At 62.3% G+C, this 20,942-nt stretch carries 22 protein-coding genes, 1 riboswitch and 1 other annotated feature; of the genes, 13 read left to right on the top strand and 9 right to left on the bottom strand.

Going from position 1 to position 20,942, the window contains the following annotated elements; all coding sequences use genetic code 11:
* From I8J29_RS33795 to I8J29_RS13175, 5 genes are all read left to right on the top strand, one after another.
* The coding region (locus I8J29_RS33795) for an HNH endonuclease (RefSeq protein WP_240546156.1) at positions 1-569 on the top strand (569 nt) is incomplete at its 5' end.
* Between the two features lie 133 nt (positions 570-702).
* Positions 703-1,488 (top strand): CAP domain-containing protein, encoded by a 786-nt coding sequence (locus tag I8J29_RS13160; RefSeq protein ID WP_208848061.1) that lies wholly within the window; start codon positions 703-705, stop codon positions 1,486-1,488.
* A 123-nt stretch (positions 1,489-1,611) separates the two neighbouring features.
* A complete protein-coding gene (locus tag I8J29_RS13165; RefSeq protein WP_208848062.1) occupies positions 1,612-2,247 on the top strand; it encodes a TetR/AcrR family transcriptional regulator in 636 nt (211 codons plus the stop codon).
* Positions 2,248-2,326: 79 nt separating this feature from the next.
* Complete coding sequence (locus tag I8J29_RS13170; RefSeq protein ID WP_208848063.1) at positions 2,327-3,475, top strand: ATP-binding protein; 1,149 nt, start codon at positions 2,327-2,329, stop codon at positions 3,473-3,475.
* A gap of 66 nt (positions 3,476-3,541) precedes the next feature.
* Positions 3,542-3,743, top strand: a riboswitch (cyclic di-AMP (ydaO/yuaA leader).
* Between the two features lie 106 nt (positions 3,744-3,849).
* On the top strand, positions 3,850-4,665 hold the full coding sequence (locus I8J29_RS13175; protein WP_208848064.1) for a 3D domain-containing protein: 816 nt from the start codon (positions 3,850-3,852) through the stop codon (positions 4,663-4,665).
* 142 nt (positions 4,666-4,807) lie between these two features.
* Here I8J29_RS13175 and I8J29_RS13180 read toward each other — a convergent pair whose 3' ends face one another.
* On the bottom strand, positions 4,808-5,671 hold the full coding sequence (locus I8J29_RS13180; RefSeq protein ID WP_208848065.1) for a polysaccharide deacetylase family protein: 864 nt from the start codon (positions 5,669-5,671) through the stop codon (positions 4,808-4,810).
* 141 nt (positions 5,672-5,812) lie between these two features.
* Here I8J29_RS13180 and I8J29_RS13185 point away from each other — a divergent pair, with 141 nt between their 5' ends.
* Positions 5,813-6,775: an acetylxylan esterase gene (locus I8J29_RS13185; RefSeq protein ID WP_208848066.1), complete on the top strand. Its 963-nt coding sequence runs from the start codon at positions 5,813-5,815 to the stop codon at positions 6,773-6,775.
* A gap of 17 nt (positions 6,776-6,792) precedes the next feature.
* Complete coding sequence (locus I8J29_RS13190; protein ID WP_208848067.1) at positions 6,793-7,452, top strand: SGNH/GDSL hydrolase family protein; 660 nt, start codon at positions 6,793-6,795, stop codon at positions 7,450-7,452.
* A 153-nt stretch (positions 7,453-7,605) separates the two neighbouring features.
* On the opposite strand, the gene I8J29_RS13195 is transcribed toward I8J29_RS13190, so the two are convergent.
* On the bottom strand, positions 7,606-8,862 hold the full coding sequence (locus I8J29_RS13195) for a methyl-accepting chemotaxis protein (RefSeq protein WP_208848068.1): 1,257 nt from the start codon (positions 8,860-8,862) through the stop codon (positions 7,606-7,608).
* A gap of 257 nt (positions 8,863-9,119) precedes the next feature.
* Here I8J29_RS13195 and I8J29_RS13200 point away from each other — a divergent pair, with 257 nt between their 5' ends.
* Positions 9,120-9,524 carry an O-methyltransferase gene (locus tag I8J29_RS13200; protein WP_208848069.1) on the top strand — a complete coding sequence of 135 codons (405 nt, stop codon included), beginning with the start codon at positions 9,120-9,122 and terminating at the stop codon, positions 9,522-9,524.
* Positions 9,525-9,621: 97 nt separating this feature from the next.
* On the opposite strand, the gene I8J29_RS13205 is transcribed toward I8J29_RS13200, so the two are convergent.
* The 3 genes from I8J29_RS13205 to I8J29_RS13215 all read right to left on the bottom strand — a co-directional run bounded on the left by I8J29_RS13205 (position 9,622) and on the right by I8J29_RS13215 (position 11,252).
* Positions 9,622-9,843, bottom strand: a complete 222-nt coding sequence (locus I8J29_RS13205) for an alpha/beta-type small acid-soluble spore protein (protein WP_090640684.1) — start codon at positions 9,841-9,843, stop codon at positions 9,622-9,624.
* Between the two features lie 94 nt (positions 9,844-9,937).
* A complete protein-coding gene (locus I8J29_RS13210) occupies positions 9,938-10,270 on the bottom strand; it encodes a DUF1980 domain-containing protein (protein ID WP_208848070.1) in 333 nt (110 codons plus the stop codon).
* A gap of 61 nt (positions 10,271-10,331) precedes the next feature.
* Positions 10,332-11,252 carry a permease gene (locus I8J29_RS13215; RefSeq protein ID WP_208848071.1) on the bottom strand — a complete coding sequence of 307 codons (921 nt, stop codon included), beginning with the start codon at positions 11,250-11,252 and terminating at the stop codon, positions 10,332-10,334.
* Between the two features lie 251 nt (positions 11,253-11,503).
* Between I8J29_RS13215 and I8J29_RS13220 the strand changes: the two genes are divergently transcribed.
* Both I8J29_RS13220 and I8J29_RS13225 read left to right on the top strand, forming a co-directional pair.
* On the top strand, positions 11,504-13,531 hold the full coding sequence (locus tag I8J29_RS13220; protein WP_208848072.1) for a hypothetical protein: 2,028 nt from the start codon (positions 11,504-11,506) through the stop codon (positions 13,529-13,531).
* Positions 13,532-13,580: 49 nt separating this feature from the next.
* The gene (locus I8J29_RS13225) at positions 13,581-15,494 is read left to right on the top strand and encodes a beta-propeller fold lactonase family protein (RefSeq protein WP_338113149.1); all 1,914 of its coding nucleotides are present in this window, start codon (positions 13,581-13,583) and stop codon (positions 15,492-15,494) included.
* A gap of 143 nt (positions 15,495-15,637) precedes the next feature.
* Here I8J29_RS13225 and I8J29_RS13230 read toward each other — a convergent pair whose 3' ends face one another.
* Positions 15,638-16,663, bottom strand: a complete 1,026-nt coding sequence (locus I8J29_RS13230; RefSeq protein ID WP_240546157.1) for a YihY/virulence factor BrkB family protein — start codon at positions 16,661-16,663, stop codon at positions 15,638-15,640.
* A gap of 144 nt (positions 16,664-16,807) precedes the next feature.
* Positions 16,808-17,068, top strand: a binding site (T-box leader).
* 46 nt (positions 17,069-17,114) lie between these two features.
* Between I8J29_RS13230 and trpS the strand changes: the two genes are divergently transcribed.
* On the top strand, positions 17,115-18,101 hold the full coding sequence (gene trpS / locus I8J29_RS13235) for a tryptophan--tRNA ligase (RefSeq protein WP_208848073.1): 987 nt from the start codon (positions 17,115-17,117) through the stop codon (positions 18,099-18,101).
* A gap of 67 nt (positions 18,102-18,168) precedes the next feature.
* Here the strand turns inward: trpS and I8J29_RS13240 are convergent, their stop codons facing one another.
* The gene (locus I8J29_RS13240) at positions 18,169-18,345 is read right to left on the bottom strand and encodes a DUF5325 family protein (protein WP_208848074.1); all 177 of its coding nucleotides are present in this window, start codon (positions 18,343-18,345) and stop codon (positions 18,169-18,171) included.
* A gap of 118 nt (positions 18,346-18,463) precedes the next feature.
* Here I8J29_RS13240 and I8J29_RS13245 point away from each other — a divergent pair, with 118 nt between their 5' ends.
* Positions 18,464-18,694 (top strand): alpha/beta-type small acid-soluble spore protein, encoded by a 231-nt coding sequence (locus I8J29_RS13245; RefSeq protein ID WP_208848075.1) that lies wholly within the window; start codon positions 18,464-18,466, stop codon positions 18,692-18,694.
* A 117-nt stretch (positions 18,695-18,811) separates the two neighbouring features.
* Here the strand turns inward: I8J29_RS13245 and I8J29_RS13250 are convergent, their stop codons facing one another.
* Complete coding sequence (locus I8J29_RS13250; protein WP_208848076.1) at positions 18,812-19,798, bottom strand: metal-dependent hydrolase; 987 nt, start codon at positions 19,796-19,798, stop codon at positions 18,812-18,814.
* Positions 19,799-19,917: 119 nt separating this feature from the next.
* Here I8J29_RS13250 and I8J29_RS13255 point away from each other — a divergent pair, with 119 nt between their 5' ends.
* Complete coding sequence (locus I8J29_RS13255) at positions 19,918-20,226, top strand: hypothetical protein (protein ID WP_208848077.1); 309 nt, start codon at positions 19,918-19,920, stop codon at positions 20,224-20,226.
* Here the strand turns inward: I8J29_RS13255 and gerQ are convergent.
* Positions 20,192-20,797: a spore coat protein GerQ gene (gene gerQ / locus I8J29_RS13260; protein WP_208848078.1), complete on the bottom strand. Its 606-nt coding sequence runs from the start codon at positions 20,795-20,797 to the stop codon at positions 20,192-20,194. The genes I8J29_RS13255 and gerQ overlap by 35 nt on opposite strands.
* Positions 20,798-20,942: the final 145 nt, after the last annotated feature.

The raw sequence follows: 20,942 nt of genomic DNA on the forward strand, positions 1-20,942 counted from the left end.
CGGCGGCGGGGACCGGCGACGCGGCGGCCGAGCAAGCGCCGCTGCGCAAGCGGAAGCGCAAGCGCCGCCGCGGGAAGGCGGCGAAGCGGCAGGCCGGGCGGGATGCCGAGGCGGCGTCCGGCGGAGGCCGGCGTCCGCCGAACCGGGTCATCCATCCCGTAAAGGGCAATTTCTCGTTCAAGACGTCGCTCTTGAACGACCGCGGCCGCGGCATGATCCGGCTGCGCGGCCGCCGCGAGACGGGCAAGCGCTGGTCGACGGAAATTCCGACGGAAATGGCCGTCCGGATGGTGGAGGAAGGCGCGGCGGGCATCATTCATCCCGGCCTCATCCACAAGCTGTACACGAAGGCCGATTTTCGGATTCTCGTGCTGCAGCGGGACGATTACGTCTGCCGGTATTGCGGCAATTACGGAGACACGATCGACCATGTGCTGCCGAAGTCCAAGGGCGGCTTGTCCACGCCGGCCAACTGCGTCTGCGCCTGCGCGGAATGCAACCTGAAGAAGGCGGACAGCCTCGATTACGTGGACGACGAAGCGCTGCCGCATTACTATTTGCAGTCCTGATCCCCGTCCCGATTCCCGCCTTGATTAAGGTCATGCTGGAAGATTTTATGGGGTTATCATGAGGTTACTCCCGTGTTACCATGGGTGGCGTCGGAAGGCCGGCAACACTTTAGCACATGAGGAGGATCATTTCATGAACATGCAACCGTTTCGCGTAGGCGTCGCAAGCGTTCTCGCGGCAGGACTGATCGCGCTTGGAGGCGCAGCGCTGAACAAAGCGGAGGCAGCGGCTCCGAACGCTTCCGTAACGTATAAAGTGACGAGCAACGACACGCTTTATCAAATCGCCCGACAATACGGCATCGACCTAAAGGCGCTCATCGGCGCGAATCCGTCCATCGCCAACCCGAACGTGATTTGGCCGGGCATTATCGTGAAAGTGCCTACATCCGGCGGATGGTACCCAAGCACGGGTACGGGCACGGGAACGAACGCGGGATCGAATTCGAACGCGGGCACGGGCTCGAATACGGGCACGGGCACAGGCACGAACGCAGGGACGGGCACGACCGCGAACCCAAGCACGGGCACGGGCACGAGCACGACGGACAAGAGCCAATTCGCTTCGCAAGTCGTGACGCTCGTGAACAAGGAGCGCGCGAACGCGGGTCTGCCCGCGCTGAAATCCGACGCGCTGCTGACGAAGGTCGCCATGGACAAAGCGAAAGACATGTACGCCAAGAACTACTTCGACCATAACTCCCCGACTTACGGTTCGCCATTCGATATGATGCGTGCCTACGGCGTGAACTATTCTTACGCCGGCGAGAACATCGCCAAGGGCCAGCGCACGCCGCAGGAAGTCATGACGGCTTGGATGAACAGCGCCGGCCACAAGGCGAACATCCTGGGCAGCCACTACGGCAAAATCGGCGTGGCGTACTACAACGGCGAATGGGTACAGGAATTCACGAACTAAACGCTTATAACCGCGCTTTACGCCAAAGGCGGCCCTTCCGGGGCCGCCTTTCTTTACATTTCGAGAGGCGCCGTTTATGATATAACCACTGGTTAGCAAATAAAAGGGGGCTTGTCGCAAACGATGACGACGACGCGAAGAAAGCAAATGACCGAAGACATGAAGGCGGCGATCCGCCAATCCGCGGCCGAACTGTTCGCCGAGAAGGGCTACGAGCACGTGACGATGCGCGAAATCGCGAAGCGGGCGGGGTGCTCGCATACGGCGATCTATTTGTATTTCAAGAACAAGGAGGAGCTGCTGCAGCATATCGCCATTCCGTCGCTGCTGGAGCTCGAGCGCGGCTTCCGTGAGGAATTGGAGAAGGCGGACGCGTCGCCGCTGGAACGCCTGAAGGCGGTGTGCGGCCGCTACGTCGTCTTCTGCCTGAGCAGCGGCAGCCTGCATACGGTCCTGTTCATGTCCGGTTCCGTACGGGTCGACGATCCGGCGCCGGCGCTCGAAATCAACGTCATCCGCAACCGCTTGTTCGCGACGATGCGCGATTCGCTGAATCGGGTCGTCCCTCCCGCCGAGGCGGAAGGCGGCGAGAGCGGCGAGGCCGCGACGAACCGGGCACGGGTGCTGTTCTACTATATCCAGGGCTTCGTCAGCACGTATGCCGGCCATACGGAGCCGACGGCCATCCTGCTCGACCGCATCCTGCCGATCTTCGGCGAAGGCATCGTCGTCCTGACGAAGGGAATGGCGCAACATTAATTGTTTTTAATGTCGCAGGGTTTGGCGAATCCGAAGCGAATTAAGCCTAAGAGACTCGTTTCGGGGGATGGATCGGACCATGAGGCGCAAAGCCGTTTACTGCAATCGCGTGCTTGCTTCGAAGTTAAAACGAACGCTTACGCTCCGGACGATCGGGCGCAAGGAACCGGAGGAGAACGATCTTCACCCCGATTCCATGAGCTACCGCCGGCTCATCAAATATTTGCCGGAGCCGATCTTCGTGCATGACGGCGATACGGTCATCTTCACCAACCAAGCCGGACTGCGCCTGCTCGGCGTGACGGAAGCGGAGCTGCTGGCGAGGCCGTTCGTAAGCCATTACCTCCATCCGGACGTCCGCGAGAAGGCGTGGCACCGCCTGAAGGCGATTCTGGGAACGGACGAGCCCAACGAGTTCGAGGAGTCGAAGCTGGTGAGCGCCGCGGGCGAGATCATCGACGTCGAAGTCTCGAGCACCCGCATCCGCGACTATCCGGGCAAAGGGACGGTCGTGCAGAGCGTCTTCCGCGATATCCGCGACCGGAAGCGGGAAGAGGAGGCGCTCATCCAATCCGAGAAGCTGTCGGTCGTCGGCCAGATGGCGGCCGGCATCGCGCACGAGATTCGCAACCCGCTTACGTCTCTGATCGGATTTTCCAAATTTCTCAAAACGAGGATCAACAGCTACCACGATTATTTCGACATCATGCTCGTGGAGCTGGACCGGATCAATGCCATCGTGCAGGAATTCATGGCGCTCGCCAAGCCGCAGGCGAACCAGTTCCGCCGGCACGACCTGATCAAGACGATCCAAAGCGTGCTGACGCTGCTCGAGACGCAGGCGATCATGAACAACGTGCAGCTGTCCGCCAGCTACGACGCCGAAGCGGCGGAGCTCCTCTGCGAGGAGAATCAGCTCAAGCAGGTGTTCGTCAACGTGCTCAAGAACGCGATCGAGGCGATGCCGCAGGGCGGAACCGTCGCCATCCGGCTGACGTCGGCCGGGAGCCGGGACATCGCGGTGTCGATCGAGGACCAGGGCGTCGGCATTCCGGAAGAGCAGCTGCCCCTGCTCGGCGGCCCGTTCTTCACGACGAAGGACGGCGGAACGGGGCTCGGCCTCATGATTTGTTACCGCATCATCGAAGGCCACCGCGGCAAGATCGACATCGCCAGCGCCCACGGCAAAGGCACGACGGTGACGATTTCCTTGCCCAAAAACGAGTGAAACGATGCGCCGGTCCGGCCTGCTGGGCGAATTTACCGGTAGGTTGGCCGAAGCAGCTGTGTTATCCTATTACGCGAGCCGAAACGATAACTCGTACGGGGGATCTTTTGGGAGCAAGTCACGTTGCTCCGTTCCCGTCATCTGATGCGTATCACATGACGGGTTCACCGCGCTTTTGGCGCTGGGGTGAATCGCGCGTTCCGCGCGTAGGGTCGAACTCCTCGACCCGAATCCGACAACTAACCTCGTAGGCCGCATGCGAAGATGGCGTCTTCGTTCCGCACTCGCTCGGCGGATCTGTCCTCTTCGTAATGACGTTCTTATGCCTGCTTTCCGGGCATGCGACCGTAAATCCTAAGGAGGCAACCGACAACATGAATCGTCATCATTGGAAGAAGGGCATCGTGGCCGCCGCGCTCGGCCTCGTCATTTTCGCCCAAAGCGCAGCCGCGCACGCGGAAGGCACGTACAAAGCACAGAACGACGACACGTTCTGGAGGCTGTCCCAAAAGTTCGGCGTCAGCGTCGATCTGCTGCAGCAGGCAAACCCGTTCGTGGAAGCCGGCAACATCTACGACGGCTTGATGCTGGTCATCCCGGCGGCCGAGAAAGTGAAGACCGCGGGTCCTGCGCGCGTCCTGAAGCAGGAAGCCAAAGCTGCCATTGCGAAGAAAGCCCCGGCGGCCGAGGCGAAGCAATCCGTTCCGAAGGCGGCCAAGAAAGCGCCGGCGAAGAAAGCGGCAGCGACCGCTTCGAAAGCCACGAAGACGGCCGTCAAGAAAACGACTGTCAAGAAAACGACCGTCAAGCCATCGGTCGCCAGAAAGCCGCAGCGCGACCGCGTGACGGTGAACGGCAAGTCGTACGTCTACTCGGACGTCAAGACGGTCAAAGCAAGCGCCTATACGGCAGCGGCTTCCGAGAACGGCTGGGGCCCCGTCGACTACTTCGGCAATCCGCTTAAGCTCGGAACGATCGCGGTCGATCCCGAAGTCATTCCGATGGGAACCAAAGTGTATATCACCGGCTACGACCATGGCGGTTTGCCGGCCGGCGGCATGCTCGCGGTCGCGTCCGACCAGGGCAGCGCCATCTCCGGCAACCGAATCGATATTTTCGTCCCGCAATCGCAGAAGCAAGCCAGCGAGTTCGGGTTCCAGAACGTCAAGGTCTTCATTCTCAATAAATAATAATCGCACGACGATAAACGGCAGCCCGGGGGGCTGCCGTTTTTTGTGCTTGCGTTTATTCGTTCGCGGTCGCGCTTCGCGGGCAGCGCGACAATCGTCTCCGTGCGCGGGGGGCTCGGCGAAAGCGAGCCGTACGGCCCGCTCAGGGCAGCCGGCGGGCCGCCGGACGGCCGAGCAGCTCCGGCAGCGTCACGATCGCGTAGCCTTTGCTCCGCAGCAGCTTGATCAGGCGCGGCAGCGCCGCGATCGTGCCGGACAGATCCTGCCCCGTGCCGCCGCCGGCATGCTGCAGGACGATCGAGCCGGGCTGCAGCGTCCGCTTGATGTTGATGAGAATGGCGCCGCTGTCGATGCTTCGCCAGTCTTCGGAGTCGACGTCCCAGTTGACGACGGTAAAGCCCTTGCCGCTCAGCCATTCCACCTGCGCCGGCGTGATCTCGCCGTACGGCGGACGGACGAATCTCGGGCTGTAGCCGACGAGCGGCCGGAGAATCCAGTCGGTCCGCAGCACCTGCTGCTGCATGGCGTACTGCGAGATCCGCGAGAAGACGGGATGGTTCAAGGAATGATTGCCGATGATGTGGCCTTCCCGCTGCATCCGCCGCACGATCGCGGGGTGGGCGGCCGCGCGCTGGCCGACGACGAAGAACGTCGCCCGGACCTTGTAGCGCGCCAGCGTCTCGAGCACCTGCGGCGTGTAACGGGGATCCGGCACGTCGTCGAACGTCAGCGCGACCCGGCGGAAGCGCCGGGAGCCGCCGATGACGAAGGCGCCGGGGTAGCGCTGCTGCAGCGCCACCCACGAAATCGCGGGCTTCTTCTTCTTGGGGCGCTGGGCGCCGGAGAAGGCGCCGGTCTCTTCGGACGGATGCTGCGCTTGAGGACGGTATTCGCTTCCCGCCGCGGCGGACCGCTTGCCGCTTGCCGGCTCCGCCCCCGCGGACGCGGCCAGCAGCAAGCATGCCGCCAGCAGCAGCGCTTTTCGCGCTTCCCCCCATCTTCGCATGGCCGTCCCTCCTTCATGATGTCATTTTGCCCGCCTGCGTAATCGCGCATTCACGAAAATCGGAATCGGCACTTTACAGCGTTGCATTGAAGACGTAACATGAGAAGGAACCGATCACGCGAAAAAGGGGATAGCGTTCCGATGCCAACGATCGATATGCCGCTCAAGGAATTGCAAACGTATTCAGGACTTAATCCGAGGCCAGCCGATTTCGACGATTACTGGGAACGGGCGCTGGCGGAGATGCGCGCCGTCGATGCCGCGGTCGAGCTCGTGCCGAGCGAATTCCAGACGCCGTCGGCCGAATGCTTCGATTTATATTTCACGGGCGTCCGGGGCGCGCGGATTCATGCCAAGTACGCGCGTCCGCGCCTTGCGGAACGGCCGCATCCGGCGGTCGTCCAATTTCACGGCTACAGCGGCAACGCCGGCGACTGGACGGACAAGCTGGGCATCGTGTCGCTCGGCTTCTCCATCTTCGCGCTGGACGTCCGCGGACAGGGCGGATATTCCCAGGACGGCGGGGGCGTAACGGGCACGACGCTGAACGGCCATATCATCCGCGGGCTGGACGATCATCCGGACGAGCTGCTGTTCCGGCACGTTTTCCTGGATTGCGCGCAGCTGGCCGGCATCGCGCTCGGCAGCCCCGAAGTGGATCCGGAGCGCGTCTATGCCATGGGCGGCTCGCAGGGCGGCGCTTTGACGATCGCCTGCGCGGCGCTTGAGCCGCGCGTCAAGAAGCTGGCGCCGGTGTTCCCGTTCCTGAGCGACTACCGCCGGGTATGGCAAATGGACCTGGCCAAGGACGCGTACGCGGAGCTGCGCACGTACTTCCGCCACTTCGATCCGCAGCATAAGCGGGAGGACGAGATCTTCACGAAGCTCGGCTACATCGACATTCAGCATTTGGCGAACCGCATCCGGGGCGAGGTGATGATGGGCGTCGGCCTCATGGATACGATCTGCCCGCCGTCGACGCAATTCGCCGCGTACAACAAGATCACCGCGCCGAAGCGGCTGGAGATTTACCCGGACTTCGGCCACGAAGGCTTGCCGGGCTTCAACGACAAGACGATTCGATTCTTCCTGGGCGATTATTAAGAGGAGGCTGACGCGGCATGCTTATCGGCAATAACGAAAGATTGGTCATGATCGGCGATTCCATCACCGACTGCGGCCGGGCGAGACCGGTCGGGGAAGGCTTGTTCGACGCGATCGGCAAAGGCTACGTAGGCCTCGTCGACGCCCTGATCTCGGCGGCCTACCCCGAGCGCGGCATTCGCGTGACGAACATGGGGATCGGCGGCAACAACGTGCGCGATCTCAAGGAACGCTGGCAGACCGACGTGACGGACCTAAAACCGGACTGGCTGTCGGTCATGATCGGCACGAACGACGTCTGGCGGCAGTTCGATTCGCCGACGATCAAGGAATCGCACGTGTACCTGGACGAGTACGAAGCGACGCTGGAATCGCTCGTCGCGGCGACGCTGCCGCAGCTGAAAGGGCTCGTGCTGATGACGCCGTTCTATATCGAATCGAACGAGAACGACCTCATGCGGGCGCAAATGGACCGCTACGGCGCGGCCGTCAAGCGCGTGGCCGAGAAGTACGGCACGCTGTTCGTCGACACGCAGGCGGCGTTCAATGCCGTGCTGGAGCATCTCTACGCCGGCACGCTCGCTTGGGACCGCGTCCACCCGAACCAGATCGGCCACGCCGTGCTGGCGCGCGCGTTCTTGGGCGCGATCGGCTACGAATACGGCAAAGGGCTGTAGAGCTGCGCGAGTAACGTAAAGTCACGCAGGCAGACGCGCGCGTCCCGGCACGATAAGCAAGCAGACGAAAGAGCCGCCCCCCGGCTTAGACCGGGGGCGGCTTTTTCCGCGTCGCGGGTGCGGGACGTCAGGGATGTTGCGGGCGGACGCGGATTAGATTTTGAATATCGACATCGTGCGCTGCAGCTGCATGACGATCTGCTGCATCTTCTCCGTCTCGGAGACGACCGCCTGGACGGAGCCGATCTGTTCGTTCATGGCGGCGGACACCTGCTCCGTACCGGCCGCGGACTGCTGCGTGATAGCCGAGATGCTCTGAATCGCTTCGGAAATCTTCCGCGCGCTTTCGAGCATCGCGTCGCTCTCGGCGGAGAAGCGGGCGATCTCGGCCGTGATGAACTCGACGCTCCCGACAAGCTCCGAGAAGACGTGCTCGGAATCCCGCAGCATGTGCATCTGCAGCTGCACGACTTCTTCGTTGACCTTGATGTTCGCGATCGCCTGCCGCACGCCGGCGTCGATGTCGCGGACGAGCGTGAAGACTTCCTTCGTGGAGGAAGTGGATTCTTCGGCCAGCTTGCGGACCTCCTGCGCGACGACGGCGAAGCCGCGGCCGTGCTCGCCGGCGCGGGCCGCTTCGATCGAGGCGTTCAGCGACAGCAGGTTCGTCTGTTCCGCCAGGTCGGAGATCGTGCGCGTAATGGACGAGATGCCCTGCGCCTTGCGCGCCAGATCCTCGATCGTGGCCGCGACCTGCGCCGTCGCCTCGATGTTGCGCGTCATGCCCTGCGCCTGGCTGTCGACGGCCTGGCGGCCGCGGGCGACGAGGCCGAGCGTCTGCTCGGAGCGCGCGTTCATCTCCTGCGTCGCGTGGGCGTAGGCGCCGACCTTGTCTTCGATCTCGCGGATGGATTCGGCCATGTCGCCGACGTCCTCGGAGATTTCGCCCGCTCCGGTCGCCAGCTCGCCGGCCGACGCGGCAACCTGCTCCATAACCTGCTTCAGCTCGACGTTTTTATCGAAAATGCTGCGGCTCGTATCGTTGACGACGCGCGAGATCGTCGAGGTTTCCTTCAAGATGTCGCGCAGCTTGTCCACCATGCTGTTGAACGAATGCCCGAGCTCGCCGAGCGAAGAGGAGGATACGTCTACCTTCTGCGTGAAGTCGCCCTTGGCGATGCCGAACGCGATGGACGTCATGTCCTGGATGGAAGATGTAAGCGCTGTCTCCATCACGCGCACAAGCGGATACGCGACGATTGCGGCGATCGCGACGATGCAGAGGCCGAGCAGCATGCTGCCGCCGGTAATCGCCAATCCGAGCAGCAAGGCGATCGCGAACAGCGCGACGATGGCGTAGCAGCCCGTCAGCAGTTTATTACGAATCGATAATGAAGAGAACCATGGCATGAGGCTCGCTCCTCCTAATTTTGGAATAATCCTATTATAGCATTGCAGTGCTTTTTGTCTATATTCGTCTAAACCGGTTCGATTCGATCGACTCATGTCGAAAGTACTGTAATATGTTCAGGGTCAGGTGTCGAAAGAACCGAAATAGCTGTAAGGTATTTGTAAAAAACTGTTGTAAGATTGGGAATGTTGTCCTATAATGGGACCATTGGATGAGATGGAAAATTCATCTAAAACAGACGACGGAGGCGGGAATAGTGAATCTGGAGGCAATGCCTTTATCTCGGCAAATCGATTTCGTGTTTAGACAGTTGGAAGACGAACTGCTTCATTCGTTGGCGGGAACCGTAATCATTCAAATCCGCAACAATGTCGTCGGGAAGTACGGCGTTCGCCATAACCCCATCGAAAGCAAAAACGGACGGATCGGGCCGGCGGAGCAGGGGATGACGCGCGAGCAGGTGCAGGCGTTCCGCCAGATGGCGGTCGATTCCATCAAGCTGAAGCGCAGCTGGACGCACGGGGAGATCATGTACGATTTCTCGGTCCGGTCGGGCGCCTGGACGGCCGGCATTCTCTTCGAAAGCAATTACAATCTGGCGATCGGCATGTTCCGGTATACGCCGAAGCACGGGCCGCAAACCCTGCGCGACGCGCCTTGACCGCGCCTTCATACATAACAAAGAAGCTGCCTCGGCTCATGGGGCAGCTTTTTTCGTCTCTATGATGCGGTTGGCTTGGAGGAACATCGCTTGGCCGTTACCGGGAAGCTCTTCCTGCAAGCTGCATTTCCGCCATTTGCACGAGTCTGCGCGTGATGTTTCCGCCGAGCGCGCCGGCGTCGCGGGTCGCCATCATGCCGTAATACCCGTCTTGCGGGATCGACACGCCGATTTCGCGGGCCACCTCGTATTTCATTTGATCGAGCGCCGCGTTGCATTGCGGGACGAGCAGGGAGTTGCTGCTGCGGTTGTTCGCCATTCGTCTTCACCTCCTTCGCGTACCCTTAGTATGGGTGCGCTGGAAGCGTTTATTCGGCGGCGCCGCTCCGGATCGCGATGTAATTATTGGCAGCTCAGAACGCGAAGCCAAGCGCGAGCGGAAGCAGGAACAGCCCGTAGACGAGCAAGTTGGCGGCCAGGGAAGCGGGCGGCTCGTGGTTGCAGTCGCAGGCGGCGGCCGAGGTGCCCTGCCATTCCTGGAGCGCGGCGTGAAGCTGGTAGATGGCCGTCGCGAACAGGCCGATCGCGGACAGCTTGACGGCCGTGGCAAGATTCGGCTCGACGTAGCGGACGAGAGCGCCGGCGCGCGTCAGGAAGACGATGTAGAAGCCGAAGGCGGCGAGGATGCAGCACCGGATCAAATGATGCGCGATCGTTCTTCGCTGCCGGGTCGACAAGGGCGGCATGGCGCATGACCTCCTTCTTCGGGATGCGCGGGATTCGCGCGGTTCATTAGGTGCATGGGATTCAGGATCCGAATACGAGTTTCTCCGTCAGCAGCGATCCGATCCAGACCGCGGCGATCAGAAACGCGATGATGCCGACGATCGTGCGGCTGCGGAAGGCGGAGAAGAGCAGCAGGACGTTCTTGACGTCGACCATCGGGCCGAACACGAGGAACGCGAGCAGCGCGCCGGGCCCGAAGACGCCGTGGAACGACGAGGCGACGAACGCGTCGGACGTCGAGCAGAGCGACAGCGCGAAGCCGGCCGCCATCATGAACGGCGAGGCCAGCGCGGGCGAGCCGGCGACGGCCGTCAGGAGATCCGGATCGGCGTACGACTGCGCGAGCGCGGCGACGAAAGCGCCGATGATCAGATATTTGCCGATATCGAAGAATTCCTCCGACGCGTGCGTGAACGTCGCTTGAACCCTTTCCGCGACGCCGCCGTTCGCACGGCCGTGGTTGTACTGGTAATCGCCGTCCGGCCGGCGGCCGGGCGAGACGAAGGAGTGCAGGCCCAACTTGAGCGGATTGCGCTTCATGAACGCGTACAGCGCGAAGCCGAGCAGCAGGCAGACGAAGAAGGCGAGGCCCATCCGGGCATAGGCGATCGCAGGCTCGGCGGCGAACGCGCCCAGGGTGGAGGCGAATACGATCGGATTGAGAACCGGACCCGCGAAGATGAACACCATGCCGATGTAGGGCGGCATGCCCTTCCGGATGAGCCGCCGGACGATCGGAATCATGCCGCACTCGCATAGCGGCAGCAGCAGCCCGAGCAGGCAGCCGAAGAGCACGCCGGCGACGGGGTTGCGCGGGGTCAGCCGCGCGATCAGCCGGTCGGACACGAACACCTGCAGCACGGCGGACGCGAGGACGCCGAGCAGGATGAACGGAAACGCTTCTATAATAATGCTGATGAAAATATGCTGGAAATCGCGCACGTTGCCGAAGCTCCTTTCCCGCCGGCGCAAACGCATCGGGCGCATGACGAAAACGCGGCTACGATTAAGGTATGCGGGCCAGTTCGCGAGCAGGACAAACTTTGCGCCGAAATTGGGCGGTCCGCAAAAAAACGTTGCCAACGCTGGGGAAAAAGAGTAGAATTCGCTTTGTGTGATAATGATTATCATTGTTAATTAGATCGACATCATCTTCCATCCATTCACTCTCATAGGTAAGGGGTCTTCTTTCGATGAAATGGCGCAAAACAACGACCGGAGCCGCCGCGATGTCCGCGCTGCTCGCCGTCTCGGTGGCGGCAGCCGGCTGCAGCAACGACGGCGCGCACGTCAAGGTGACGGACTATAATTTCGACACGGCCGGCAACATGTTCGCTTACGCGGAATTCGAGCTGTCCGGCGAACCGCTGGCGGAGTCGCTCGGCGTCGATCTCGACGTGCTGGACGCGGGCAAGATCGACGAGCCGACCGCGTTCGACTATAAAGCGGGCATCGAATCGTACGAGTATTCCGAGGAGGGCATGTACGAGGTCGTGGAGAAGTCCGGGCTCGGCCTGCATCTGGCGAACGGCCCGGCGACCGCGCTGGAAGCGAAGGCGGCCGGCGTCTCCAACAACGAGCTGCTCGCGTCCCGGTTCCAGCATATGGCCGAAAGCGTCGGCCAGCCCGCGGAAGACATTCAGCAGAATATGTTCCCGACGTTCATCGAATATGCCTCGGGCGATCCGCAATATCCGCAGCCGGTCGATACCGGCAAGTTCGCCGACGGCGAAGACGGCACGTATATCCCGAATTACCAAGTGAACTTCGCGTCGCTCCGCTGGGACCGCGACAAGATGAAGAAGCAGCTCGTGCCGGCCGCGTATGGCGGCGCGATGCTGAAGCAGTCGCTGTGGGCCGGAGACTTCCTCGGCAACCTCCACGACGCGAAGAGCGACGAAGAAGTGGATGCGTCGACGGCGAAGGAAGGGCCGGAAGGCGGCCAGGGACTGAAGCTCGGCGTCAGCTCCGTGGACGGCATGCAGGGGATGATTTTGACCGACGAGGTCTGGAACAAGCTGCTGTACGTCCGCGACAACCTGTTCTATAACGCGTCCGCGAAGTCGGTCGGCGCGCTGTCCGCTTCCTCCGGCGGCTACTTGCCGCACGCGGTCGACGTCGAGGAGGACGGCAGCAAGGACTTCGCCGGCGTCAAGAGCCTGAAGGTATCCGACGGCCGCAGCCTGCTGCAGGATCAGTGGCTGATGCTCTGGCCGGCGTCGGAGTTCTTCGGCATGGCCGATCAGCGCCCGGCGAACCCGAACCGCAACCCGGCGTTCGCGCGCGTCTTCGACGGCGATCCGTTCCCGGCGGCACCGGCCGTCAACACGGATGCCGACGACGCCAACGACGTCGCCTCTACGGACCCGTACACCGTCGCGCGCGACGTGCTGCTGGCCGTGTTCGACAACGTGAAGAACCGGCACTGGAACGAGAAAGCCGGCGCGTTCGTGACGGAATCGGACGGCGCCGCGCAGGGCGCGCAGGTGGACACGTTCCAGGCGGGCTATACGATCGAGGCGCTGCGCATGTTCGAACGCGCGATCGACGGCTTGCCGGTCGGCTACGCGAACGGCGAAGCGGCCGAAGGCGTGAAGACGCCGCAAGGCGCCGAGGCGAAGGACATGATCGTGAAGCAGGCGGATTTTATCCTGAATTCGCTGATCAACAAGGACGGCCTGGCCGTGACCGGCTACGACACGGCGAAGGGCGAAGCGAGCGCCGACACTTCGCTGCAGGCGCAGATCGGCGCCATCCGCGGGCTGACGTCCGCGTTCCTCGTTACCGAGGACGAGAAGTACCGCGACGCTGCCCGCAAGCTGTACGCGGCCATGGACGAGAAGCTGTGGGACGACGGGCTGCAGGCGTACAAGACGAACGGCGACAAAGCCAGCTACGATGCGTTCACGGCCGGCGGCGTCTCCGCGGTGTTCCGTCTGGCGCTCGAACACCTGAAGAATACGAGCGGCGACGCCGATGCGCCGAAAGCGCTGGACCAAAGCGCGATTCAAGAGCGCTACGTGACGTTCTTCAAGCATGTCGTCAACGGACCGAAGCTCGACGAGGGCATGCAGGCCAGCGAATTCTGGGATACCGGCGACGCGTACAAGGAAGGCGACGATTCCGGCAACACCGACGGCGACACGGTGCCGCAAATTCAGAAGGGAAATGGTGAACATGGGATTGCTCCGATCCTTCTTCCGGTCGAAGTTACCGATTAACGGACGGCGGGCGATCATGACGGCGGCGGGTGCTGGAGCACTCGCCGCCGTGGCGTTGCTCGGCGGCTGCGCCCAGGAGGGGGAAAAGGCGGCCCCGGCTCCCCAATCCGGCAGCAGCATCGTCGCGAGCCCGGACGGGGAGACGCTCTACGTAGCGAACGGCGACAGCAACACCGTGTCCGTCGTCGACGCGAAGAACCGCAAGGTCGCGAAGGAAATCGCCGTCGGCAAGGAGCCCCGCGAGCTGGCTTTGTCGGCGGACGGGAAGACGCTCTACGTGACGTGCCGCTATGCCGATTCGGTGGAATGGGTCGACGTCGCCAAGGGCAGCGTGCTCGGCTCGGTCAAGACGGGCATCGAGCCGTACGGCATCGTCGCGAGCCCGGACGGCCGGACGCTGTACGTCACCAACTATCGCTCCGGCACGGTGTCGGCCGTCGACACGGAGAGCCGGCAGGTCAAGGACAGCGTCGCCGCGGGCGTCAACCCGCGCGCGCTCGCGCTGTCGGCGGACGGCGGGAGGCTGTACGTGTCCGATTATTTGACCGCGGAGACGTCGATCTTCGACACGGCGACGATGAAGCGGGTAAACGACGGCATGCTGGCGCCTTCCCCGGATGTCGCCGACAGGAAGAAGAGCCAGGGCACGCCGAACACGGTGGAGCAGGTCCGGCTGACGCCGGACGGCGGCTCGCTGTGGGAAGCGCATCTGCTGACGAACACGGACACGCCGGTCCAGTTCGAGGAAGTGATTTTCCCGGCGCTGTCCGTCGTGGACGCGCGGACGGGCAAGGAGGACGCCAAGGCCCGCAAGGAGCTGTTCAAGGCGATCGACGTCAAAGACAAATTCGGCAAGACGATCATCGTCTCCAACCCGACGGACGTCGTCTTCTCGCCGGACGGCAAGAAGGCATACGCGCTCATGGGCGGCAGCGAGGACCTGCTCGTCTTCGACTTGGCGCGGGGCGGCCGCGCGGGGCAGATCATCCACCATCTGCCGGGCGATCTGCCGATCGGCATGGCGCTGTCGCCGGACGGCGGCAAGCTGTACGTGCATAACGCGAGCTCGCACGATCTGACCGTCGTGACGCTGCCGCCGACGGACGAAGAAGGCGGGCAGGCCCGCGTGGACGGCGAACCGGTGAAGCTGGTCGCGCAGGACCGGCTGAACGCGCAGCAGCGGCTCGGGAAGACGCTGTTCTACAGCGCGAACTCCGACGACAATCCGCTTGCGGGGAACAATTGGATGAGCTGCGCGTCCTGCCATTCCGACGGCGAGGTCGACCGGCTGTCGATCATGACGGCCAAAGGACCGCGCAACGTGCCGAGCAACGCGCTGGCGTTCGAGACGGGGCTCTTCATGTGGGACGGCAGCCGCGACGACTTCTATGACTATATCCATACGGTGCAGGGCGAGATGGGCGGGCTAAGCGAGGTCGATCCGGCGAAGCCGCTGCCCGCGGACGCGCAGAAGCTGTTCGACGCGCTGGAGGCGTACATGACCATGCCCGACGCGTTTCCGGTGCCGCACAGCCCGTTCCGGACGGCGGACGGCCAGCTGACCGAAGACGCGGAGAGGGGGAAGGCGATCTTCGAGGGCAAGGCGCAGTGCGTGACCTGCCACGCGACCGACGTAATGACCGACAGCGCGAAGGCCGTCGGCCCGGACGGCAAGCTGACGACGGCCGATACGGACTTCCTGCACGACGTCGGGACCGTTAACGGCGCGGACGTCGATTACGCCGGCGACGCGCGCGGCGCGTTCGCGAACAAGCGCCCGCGCGGCGTCTACGACACCCCGACGCTGCGCGGCGTCTACGCGACGGCGCCTTATCTGCACGACGGCAGCGCGCCGACGCTGGAGGACGTCGTGAAGCGGGCCGGCGACCGGCACGGGCATACGTCGGAGCTGTCCGATAAGGAGATCCAAGACTTGGTGGCGTATTTGAAGCAGATTCAGTAGCGGGACGGACGAAAGCCGCAGCGTGAGCGCTGCGGCTTTTTGCGTCGGCCGATGGGCGGGCGGGCTTCGGCGACGGGCGGCGGCGAAATCGGAACCGCATGGCCGCAGGCTCGGCTCCGGCCCCGATGCCGGCGTCAAGGTGTTTATTTTGCCCGTGTTGCGCGGTCTTTCTTGTCCTTGTGCCGGTTCAGCAGCGGGATCGAGATGGCGAACTGCTTGCAGTTGTTCTTCGTCATGCCGTTCCGGTCGAAGTGCAGCACGGCGTTGATCTCCCCGCCGAGGACGATGATGACGCTCGACAGGTAGAGCCACGTGAGCAGGACGATAATGCCGCCGATGCTGCCGTACGTTTTGGAATAGTTACCGAAGTTGTTGACGTAGAACGAGAACGCGAGCGACGTGGCGATCCAGCCGAACGTCGCGAACAGCGCGCCGGGGACGACCTCGCGGAACCGCAGCCGCAGATTGGGCACGTACAGGTACATGGCGGCGAACACGACGGCCATCACGGCGATCGGCAGCGCGAACTGGGCGATGCTCCACACGGCGTCGATGCTGCCGGGCAGGCGCGTCTCGCGATACAGCATGTCCCCGATGACGCGGCCGAAGATCAGCATGACGAGGCTGAACACGATCACGAGCGCGAGCACGAGGGTGAAGACGAGCGAATAGGCCTTGACCTTCCAGAACGGCCGCGTCTCCTCGACGTCGTACGCCTTGTTCAGCGCCTTCATGATCGCGGCGACGCCGCTCGACGCCGACCAGAGCGTGACCAGCAAGCCGAACGAGAGGAGGGAGCCGCTGCGCGAGTTTTGAATCTCCTTGAAGGAGTCCGCGATCGTCTGGGCCGACAATTGCGGCATCACGGGCCGGATGCGGTCGATGACGTCGTTCACCGTCAAGTCGGCGAAGCTGAGCACCGCGATCAGGAAGATCAGGAACGGGAAGAACGCCAGGATCAAATAATACGTCAGCTGCGCGCCCATCGCCTGCACGTCGTCGTCCTGGAACCGGCAGTACAAATGCTTCGAGAACGACAGCACGCCCATGCGGCGCCGCGGTTTCCGCGGCTGCGCCGCGGGCGAGGGGCGGGCGCCGGCGGACGGTACGGTTCGGGCATCGGGAAGCCTGGCTTTCTCCGATTCGGGCATCGACCAAGGATTGGCCATCTGGATCTCCTCCTCGATATCGTTTACTGATCATTAACCAGCCCGCATCGCGGACAAACTCGGGCGCTCTTTATCCTATGCGGCGTTTCGGGGCTTCTTGTCCTTCTCCACTTGACAATCCATGCGCCGGAGCGTCATAATCGTCCTAAAGCAATGACGGGAACAAGTAAGCGCGGACGAATGCTGCAGAGAGCCGGTGGTCGGTGGAAACCGGCGCGGACGTCCGAGGCCGAATGGATCCCCGAGCCGCGATGAGGAAAGCGATCCCCGGGATCGGCCGTATGCATCGCCGTTTCGCTTCGCGTTACGAAGCTTGGAGGTTTGCCGCGCAGACGCGGGCACGATTCGCGAAGAGCGGGACGCGGGCAAACGAATTAGGGTGGCACCACGGTCCTCGTCCCTTTGCGGCGGAGGGCTTTTTTTGCGTTCACATTCAAGGAGGCGTAGAGACATGAAACGCGTATTATCGGGCATTCAGCCGAGCGGTCAGCTGACCCTGGGCAACTACATCGGAGCCATACAGAACTTCGTCAAGCTGCAGGAAACCCACGAGTGCTACTTCATGGTCGTCGACCTGCACGCGATCACCGTGCCGCAGGAGCCTGCGGCCCTGCGTGAACAGACCGAGTCGGTCGCGGCGCTGTTCATCGCGGCCGGCATCGATCCGGCCAAGGCGAGCGTATTCGCGCAGTCCCACGTGCCGGCGCACGCCGAGCTGGGCTGGCTGTTCACGACGCTGTCCTACATGGGCGAGCTGGAACGGATGACGCAGTTCAAGGACAAGTCGAGCGGCAAGGAGTCCGTCGGCACAGGCCTCTTCGTGTATCCGACGCTGATGGCCGCGGACATTCTGCTCTACAACGCGGACCTGGTGCCGGTCGGGGACGACCAGAAGCAGCACCTGGAGCTGACGCGCGATCTGGCGCAGCGGTTCAACCAGCGCTTCGGCGACACGTTCACCATTCCGGATCCGTACATTCCGAAGGTCGGCGCGCGCATCATGTCGCTGGACGACGGGACGAAGAAGATGAGCAAGAGCAACCCGAACCCGGGCAGCTACATCGCCCTGCTGGATCCGCCGGACGTCATCCGCAAGAAGATCAGCCGGGCCACCACGGACTCCGGGCGCGAGGTACGGTTCGATCCGGCCGAGAAGCCGGAGGTCAGCAACTTGATGAGCATCTACGCGCACTGCGCGGACATGACGCTGGACGACATCGCGGCTCGTTACGATGGGCAAGGCTACGGGGCCTTCAAGAAGGACTTGGCGGAGCACGTCGTGGCGAAACTGGAACCGCTTCAGCGGCGGTATGCGGACATCCGCGGCTCGGGGGAAATCCACGACATCCTGAAGCGGGGCGCGGAGCAGGTGTCGGCCGTCGCGAACGAGACCCTTCGCGCGGCGAAGGAACGCATGGGCTTCCTGCTGCCCCGCTGATCGACTCGCAAGCTTGGGCCGCAAGGCGGCCGCATAGGGAAGAAAGAAGAACGCCGCAGAAGGGGGATTACCCTTGTCTGCGGCGTCTCATTTTGGCGCTGACGATGAATCCGGCTCCGATGCTGAAGACGGTCAGGACGAAAAACAAGAGCGCGAGCCAGCCGCTATAGCTGATGGAAATAGCGGTGGCGCACATAAGCAGCACGGAGAAAACGGCGAAAAACAACGCCATGGGCTTGGACACGAATACCTACTCCTTTGGCTCGTCAAATATTTGCGCAAGGTTAGCATATTCTCCTCGCGATCGAATCATAATAAGTTTGCAACACACCATCGTAAGAGTTGAAAGGAGAAATTACAACATGGCAGGACGTAACAACGGAAACAGCAATACGTTGGTTGTACCGCAAGCAAACGCAGCTCTTCAGCAAATGAAATACGAAGCGGCACAAGAGCTGGGTATCCAAATCCCGCAAGACGGCTACTATGGCAACTTCTCGACGCGCGACGCCGGCTCCCTCGGCGGTTACATCACGCGCAAGCTGGTCCAAATCGCCGAGCAACAACTTTCCGGTTCCTCGCAGTTCCGTTAATCCATAACCGGATCGAAGAAGCAACGGCCAGAAGCTCAAGGGCAACCTTGAGCTTCTGTTTTTGCATGAACGGACGCGCAAAAGCCTCTTCTATTTTGCAAGAAGAGGCCTTCCGAGTCAATACGTGTTCATGCGCAGCCGTTTCTGCAGCCGTTCGTCGCTGAGCCAGCCGACGTACGAGCCGAGCGTTTTGTGCTCCTTATCCATCAGCAGCACGCCGACGAACGGATACTGCTTTCGGTGCCGGTAGCGGACGTCCGACCAGCGGACTTCATAGCCCCAGGGATGCTCCTGCACGTCGGCGCAGGCGAAGGAGGTGAAATACAGGAACGCGCGGATGGACGGATCGTTCCGGGACTTGTCGATCGCGGGATGGTCTTCGCAGCGGGCGCTGTCGATCCAGCGCAGCTTGCCCTGCCGGAAATCCCCGATGAAGAAGTGGCCGTCCGGCCGGCGTTTGACGACGTTCCAGTCATGCAGCGAAATCGTCGGAATCAGAATGTGCTTGTCGCCGGGCCGATAATCGGGATCGATCCGGGCGAGCCGCCGCTGAAGCGTCCGGTGAGTCACGGTCCGCCAGATGTAGTACACGATCAGGAAAGCGTACAGCAGCGGGAAGATGACCGCCGGGTCGCCGACCCGGAGCGCCCACAAGGCGATGGCGATAAGGTGCGAGACGAAGATGACCGGATCGAAAATATGGATGATGTTCCACGAAATCCATTTCTGCGTAAACGGCCTGGCCGCTTGCGTCCCGTACGTGTTGAACAAATCCGAGAAGACGTGGACGCATACCGCGAGCAGCACCCAGCCGCCGACGTGGACCCACGGTAGACGGAAACGGAAGATCGCTTCGATGAGCAGGGTGATGGCGATCGTCCAAAGCGCGACGGCGGGAATGGAGTGGGACGCGCCGCGGTGGTGACGGATGTAGGCGGCGTTGCTCTTGAGCCGGAGCACCCCGTCGAGATCGGGCGCCTGCGAGCCGACGACCGTGCCGATCAATACGGCGGCGTACAGCGTCTGATCCCCGGCGACGACCGGGTCGACGGCGGCCAGACCCGCGAGCCCGATGCCTACGACCAAATGCGTTCCGCTATCCATAGCTGAGAACCTCCTTACGTGCGTATGCGAAAATGGACTGATGCAATGGTGTATACTTCATATATGTACGCTTAAGTATTTTCCGAATCGTGGGCGTTTATAACGGGAGGCTGAAATTCATGTACATCTGTTTCGTCGAATATCGGATCGCGCCGGAAGCCGAGGCGCAGTACCGCGCCTGGATCGCGGACAAGCGTTCGGAAGCGCCCGGCTTCGCGCTGTACGAAGGCACCGACCAGCCGCTGCTGTTCGTCGAGGTATGGGACGCGGGCAGCCTGGAGGAGGCGGAGAACGTCAAAAAAGAACGCTGCGGGGAGCGTTCTTCTTGGCGCCATATGGCGGATTGGGTGCCGGGCGGCGCGGCGAAAATCCACGCCTGGACGTTCAAGCCCGTTACGGACGGCCGAGCGGAGCGGAATTCGTCGTAGGCGACGAAGGCAGTGCCGTGTTGTTCGTGATCGTCACGCCGTTGAACGTGTACGAGTAGTTGATCGGGCCGTCGAACGTGACGTAGTCGAGGTTCAGCGTCAGCAGCAGGTAGCGCATGCCCGTGGACGGATCGCTGATGATGATGTGGTCGCGGCCGGCGGCCTCGATCACGCCGCGGAACACTTTCGCGTTCCATTCGCGATTGTTCTCGTACGTCATGTAGAACGTCGCCATTTTGCCGCGGTTCATCCGCAGAATGTTCTCGACGTAGGATTCTTCCGAAGCTCCCCCGACGACGTTACCGCCGCCGGCCGCGATGAAGGAGCCGTTCGGGATCATAGGCGGCTGCGCCGACGCGCCCGCAACGAGCGGCGACATGCCCATGCCCTGGCTTTGCGCTTGGACCGGCATTTGCACCGGCAGCTGGACCGGCATTTGCGACGACATTTGGGTCGGCATCTGTGCCGGCAGCGTCGTCGGCATCTGCATCGGCATGCCGTAGCCGTAACCCGGGAATCCGCCCGTGCTTGCAGGGCTTACCGCTGTGTTGAACCCGTAACCGTTAGACATAAGATGTAATTCCTCGCTTTCTTGAATAGGTGACTTTGTTCATAAACCGCAGGACAATCGAAAGACTCGGGCGCGTAGAAGCAATGGGCTTTATATTTATCGACCAGCCGCTGTTCCCGCCGGGCCGCCGGCCGGCTGCCGCCCG

The sequence above is a fragment of the Paenibacillus artemisiicola genome, from assembly GCF_017652985.1.
GTDB lineage: Bacteria > Bacillota > Bacilli > Paenibacillales > Paenibacillaceae > Paenibacillus_Z > Paenibacillus_Z artemisiicola.

Excerpts from the sequence above, each read along its gene's own strand:
- I8J29_RS13210 (WP_208848070.1), bottom strand. The coding sequence starts at position 10,270 with ATGCCGCCCTTGTCGACCCGGCAGCGAAGAACGATCGCGCATCATTTG.
- I8J29_RS13195 (WP_208848068.1), bottom strand. The coding sequence starts at position 8,862 with ATGCCATGGTTCTCTTCATTATCGATTCGTAATAAACTGCTGACGGGC.
- trpS (WP_208848073.1), top strand. The coding sequence starts at position 17,115 with ATGAAACGCGTATTATCGGGCATTCAGCCGAGCGGTCAGCTGACCCTG.
- I8J29_RS13185 (WP_208848066.1), top strand. The coding sequence starts at position 5,813 with ATGCCAACGATCGATATGCCGCTCAAGGAATTGCAAACGTATTCAGGA.
- I8J29_RS13220 (WP_208848072.1), top strand. The coding sequence starts at position 11,504 with ATGAAATGGCGCAAAACAACGACCGGAGCCGCCGCGATGTCCGCGCTG.
- I8J29_RS13230 (WP_240546157.1), bottom strand. The coding sequence starts at position 16,663 with ATGGCCAATCCTTGGTCGATGCCCGAATCGGAGAAAGCCAGGCTTCCC.
- I8J29_RS13245 (WP_208848075.1), top strand. The coding sequence starts at position 18,464 with ATGGCAGGACGTAACAACGGAAACAGCAATACGTTGGTTGTACCGCAA.
- I8J29_RS13250 (WP_208848076.1), bottom strand. The coding sequence starts at position 19,798 with ATGGATAGCGGAACGCATTTGGTCGTAGGCATCGGGCTCGCGGGTCTG.
- I8J29_RS13160 (WP_208848061.1), top strand. The coding sequence starts at position 703 with ATGAACATGCAACCGTTTCGCGTAGGCGTCGCAAGCGTTCTCGCGGCA.
- I8J29_RS13165 (WP_208848062.1), top strand. The coding sequence starts at position 1,612 with ATGACGACGACGCGAAGAAAGCAAATGACCGAAGACATGAAGGCGGCG.
- I8J29_RS13205 (WP_090640684.1), bottom strand. The coding sequence starts at position 9,843 with ATGGCGAACAACCGCAGCAGCAACTCCCTGCTCGTCCCGCAATGCAAC.
- I8J29_RS13170 (WP_208848063.1), top strand. The coding sequence starts at position 2,327 with ATGAGGCGCAAAGCCGTTTACTGCAATCGCGTGCTTGCTTCGAAGTTA.
- I8J29_RS13175 (WP_208848064.1), top strand. The coding sequence starts at position 3,850 with ATGAATCGTCATCATTGGAAGAAGGGCATCGTGGCCGCCGCGCTCGGC.
- I8J29_RS13180 (WP_208848065.1), bottom strand. The coding sequence starts at position 5,671 with ATGCGAAGATGGGGGGAAGCGCGAAAAGCGCTGCTGCTGGCGGCATGC.
- gerQ (WP_208848078.1), bottom strand. The coding sequence starts at position 20,797 with ATGTCTAACGGTTACGGGTTCAACACAGCGGTAAGCCCTGCAAGCACG.
- I8J29_RS13255 (WP_208848077.1), top strand. The coding sequence starts at position 19,918 with ATGTACATCTGTTTCGTCGAATATCGGATCGCGCCGGAAGCCGAGGCG.
- I8J29_RS13190 (WP_208848067.1), top strand. The coding sequence starts at position 6,793 with ATGCTTATCGGCAATAACGAAAGATTGGTCATGATCGGCGATTCCATC.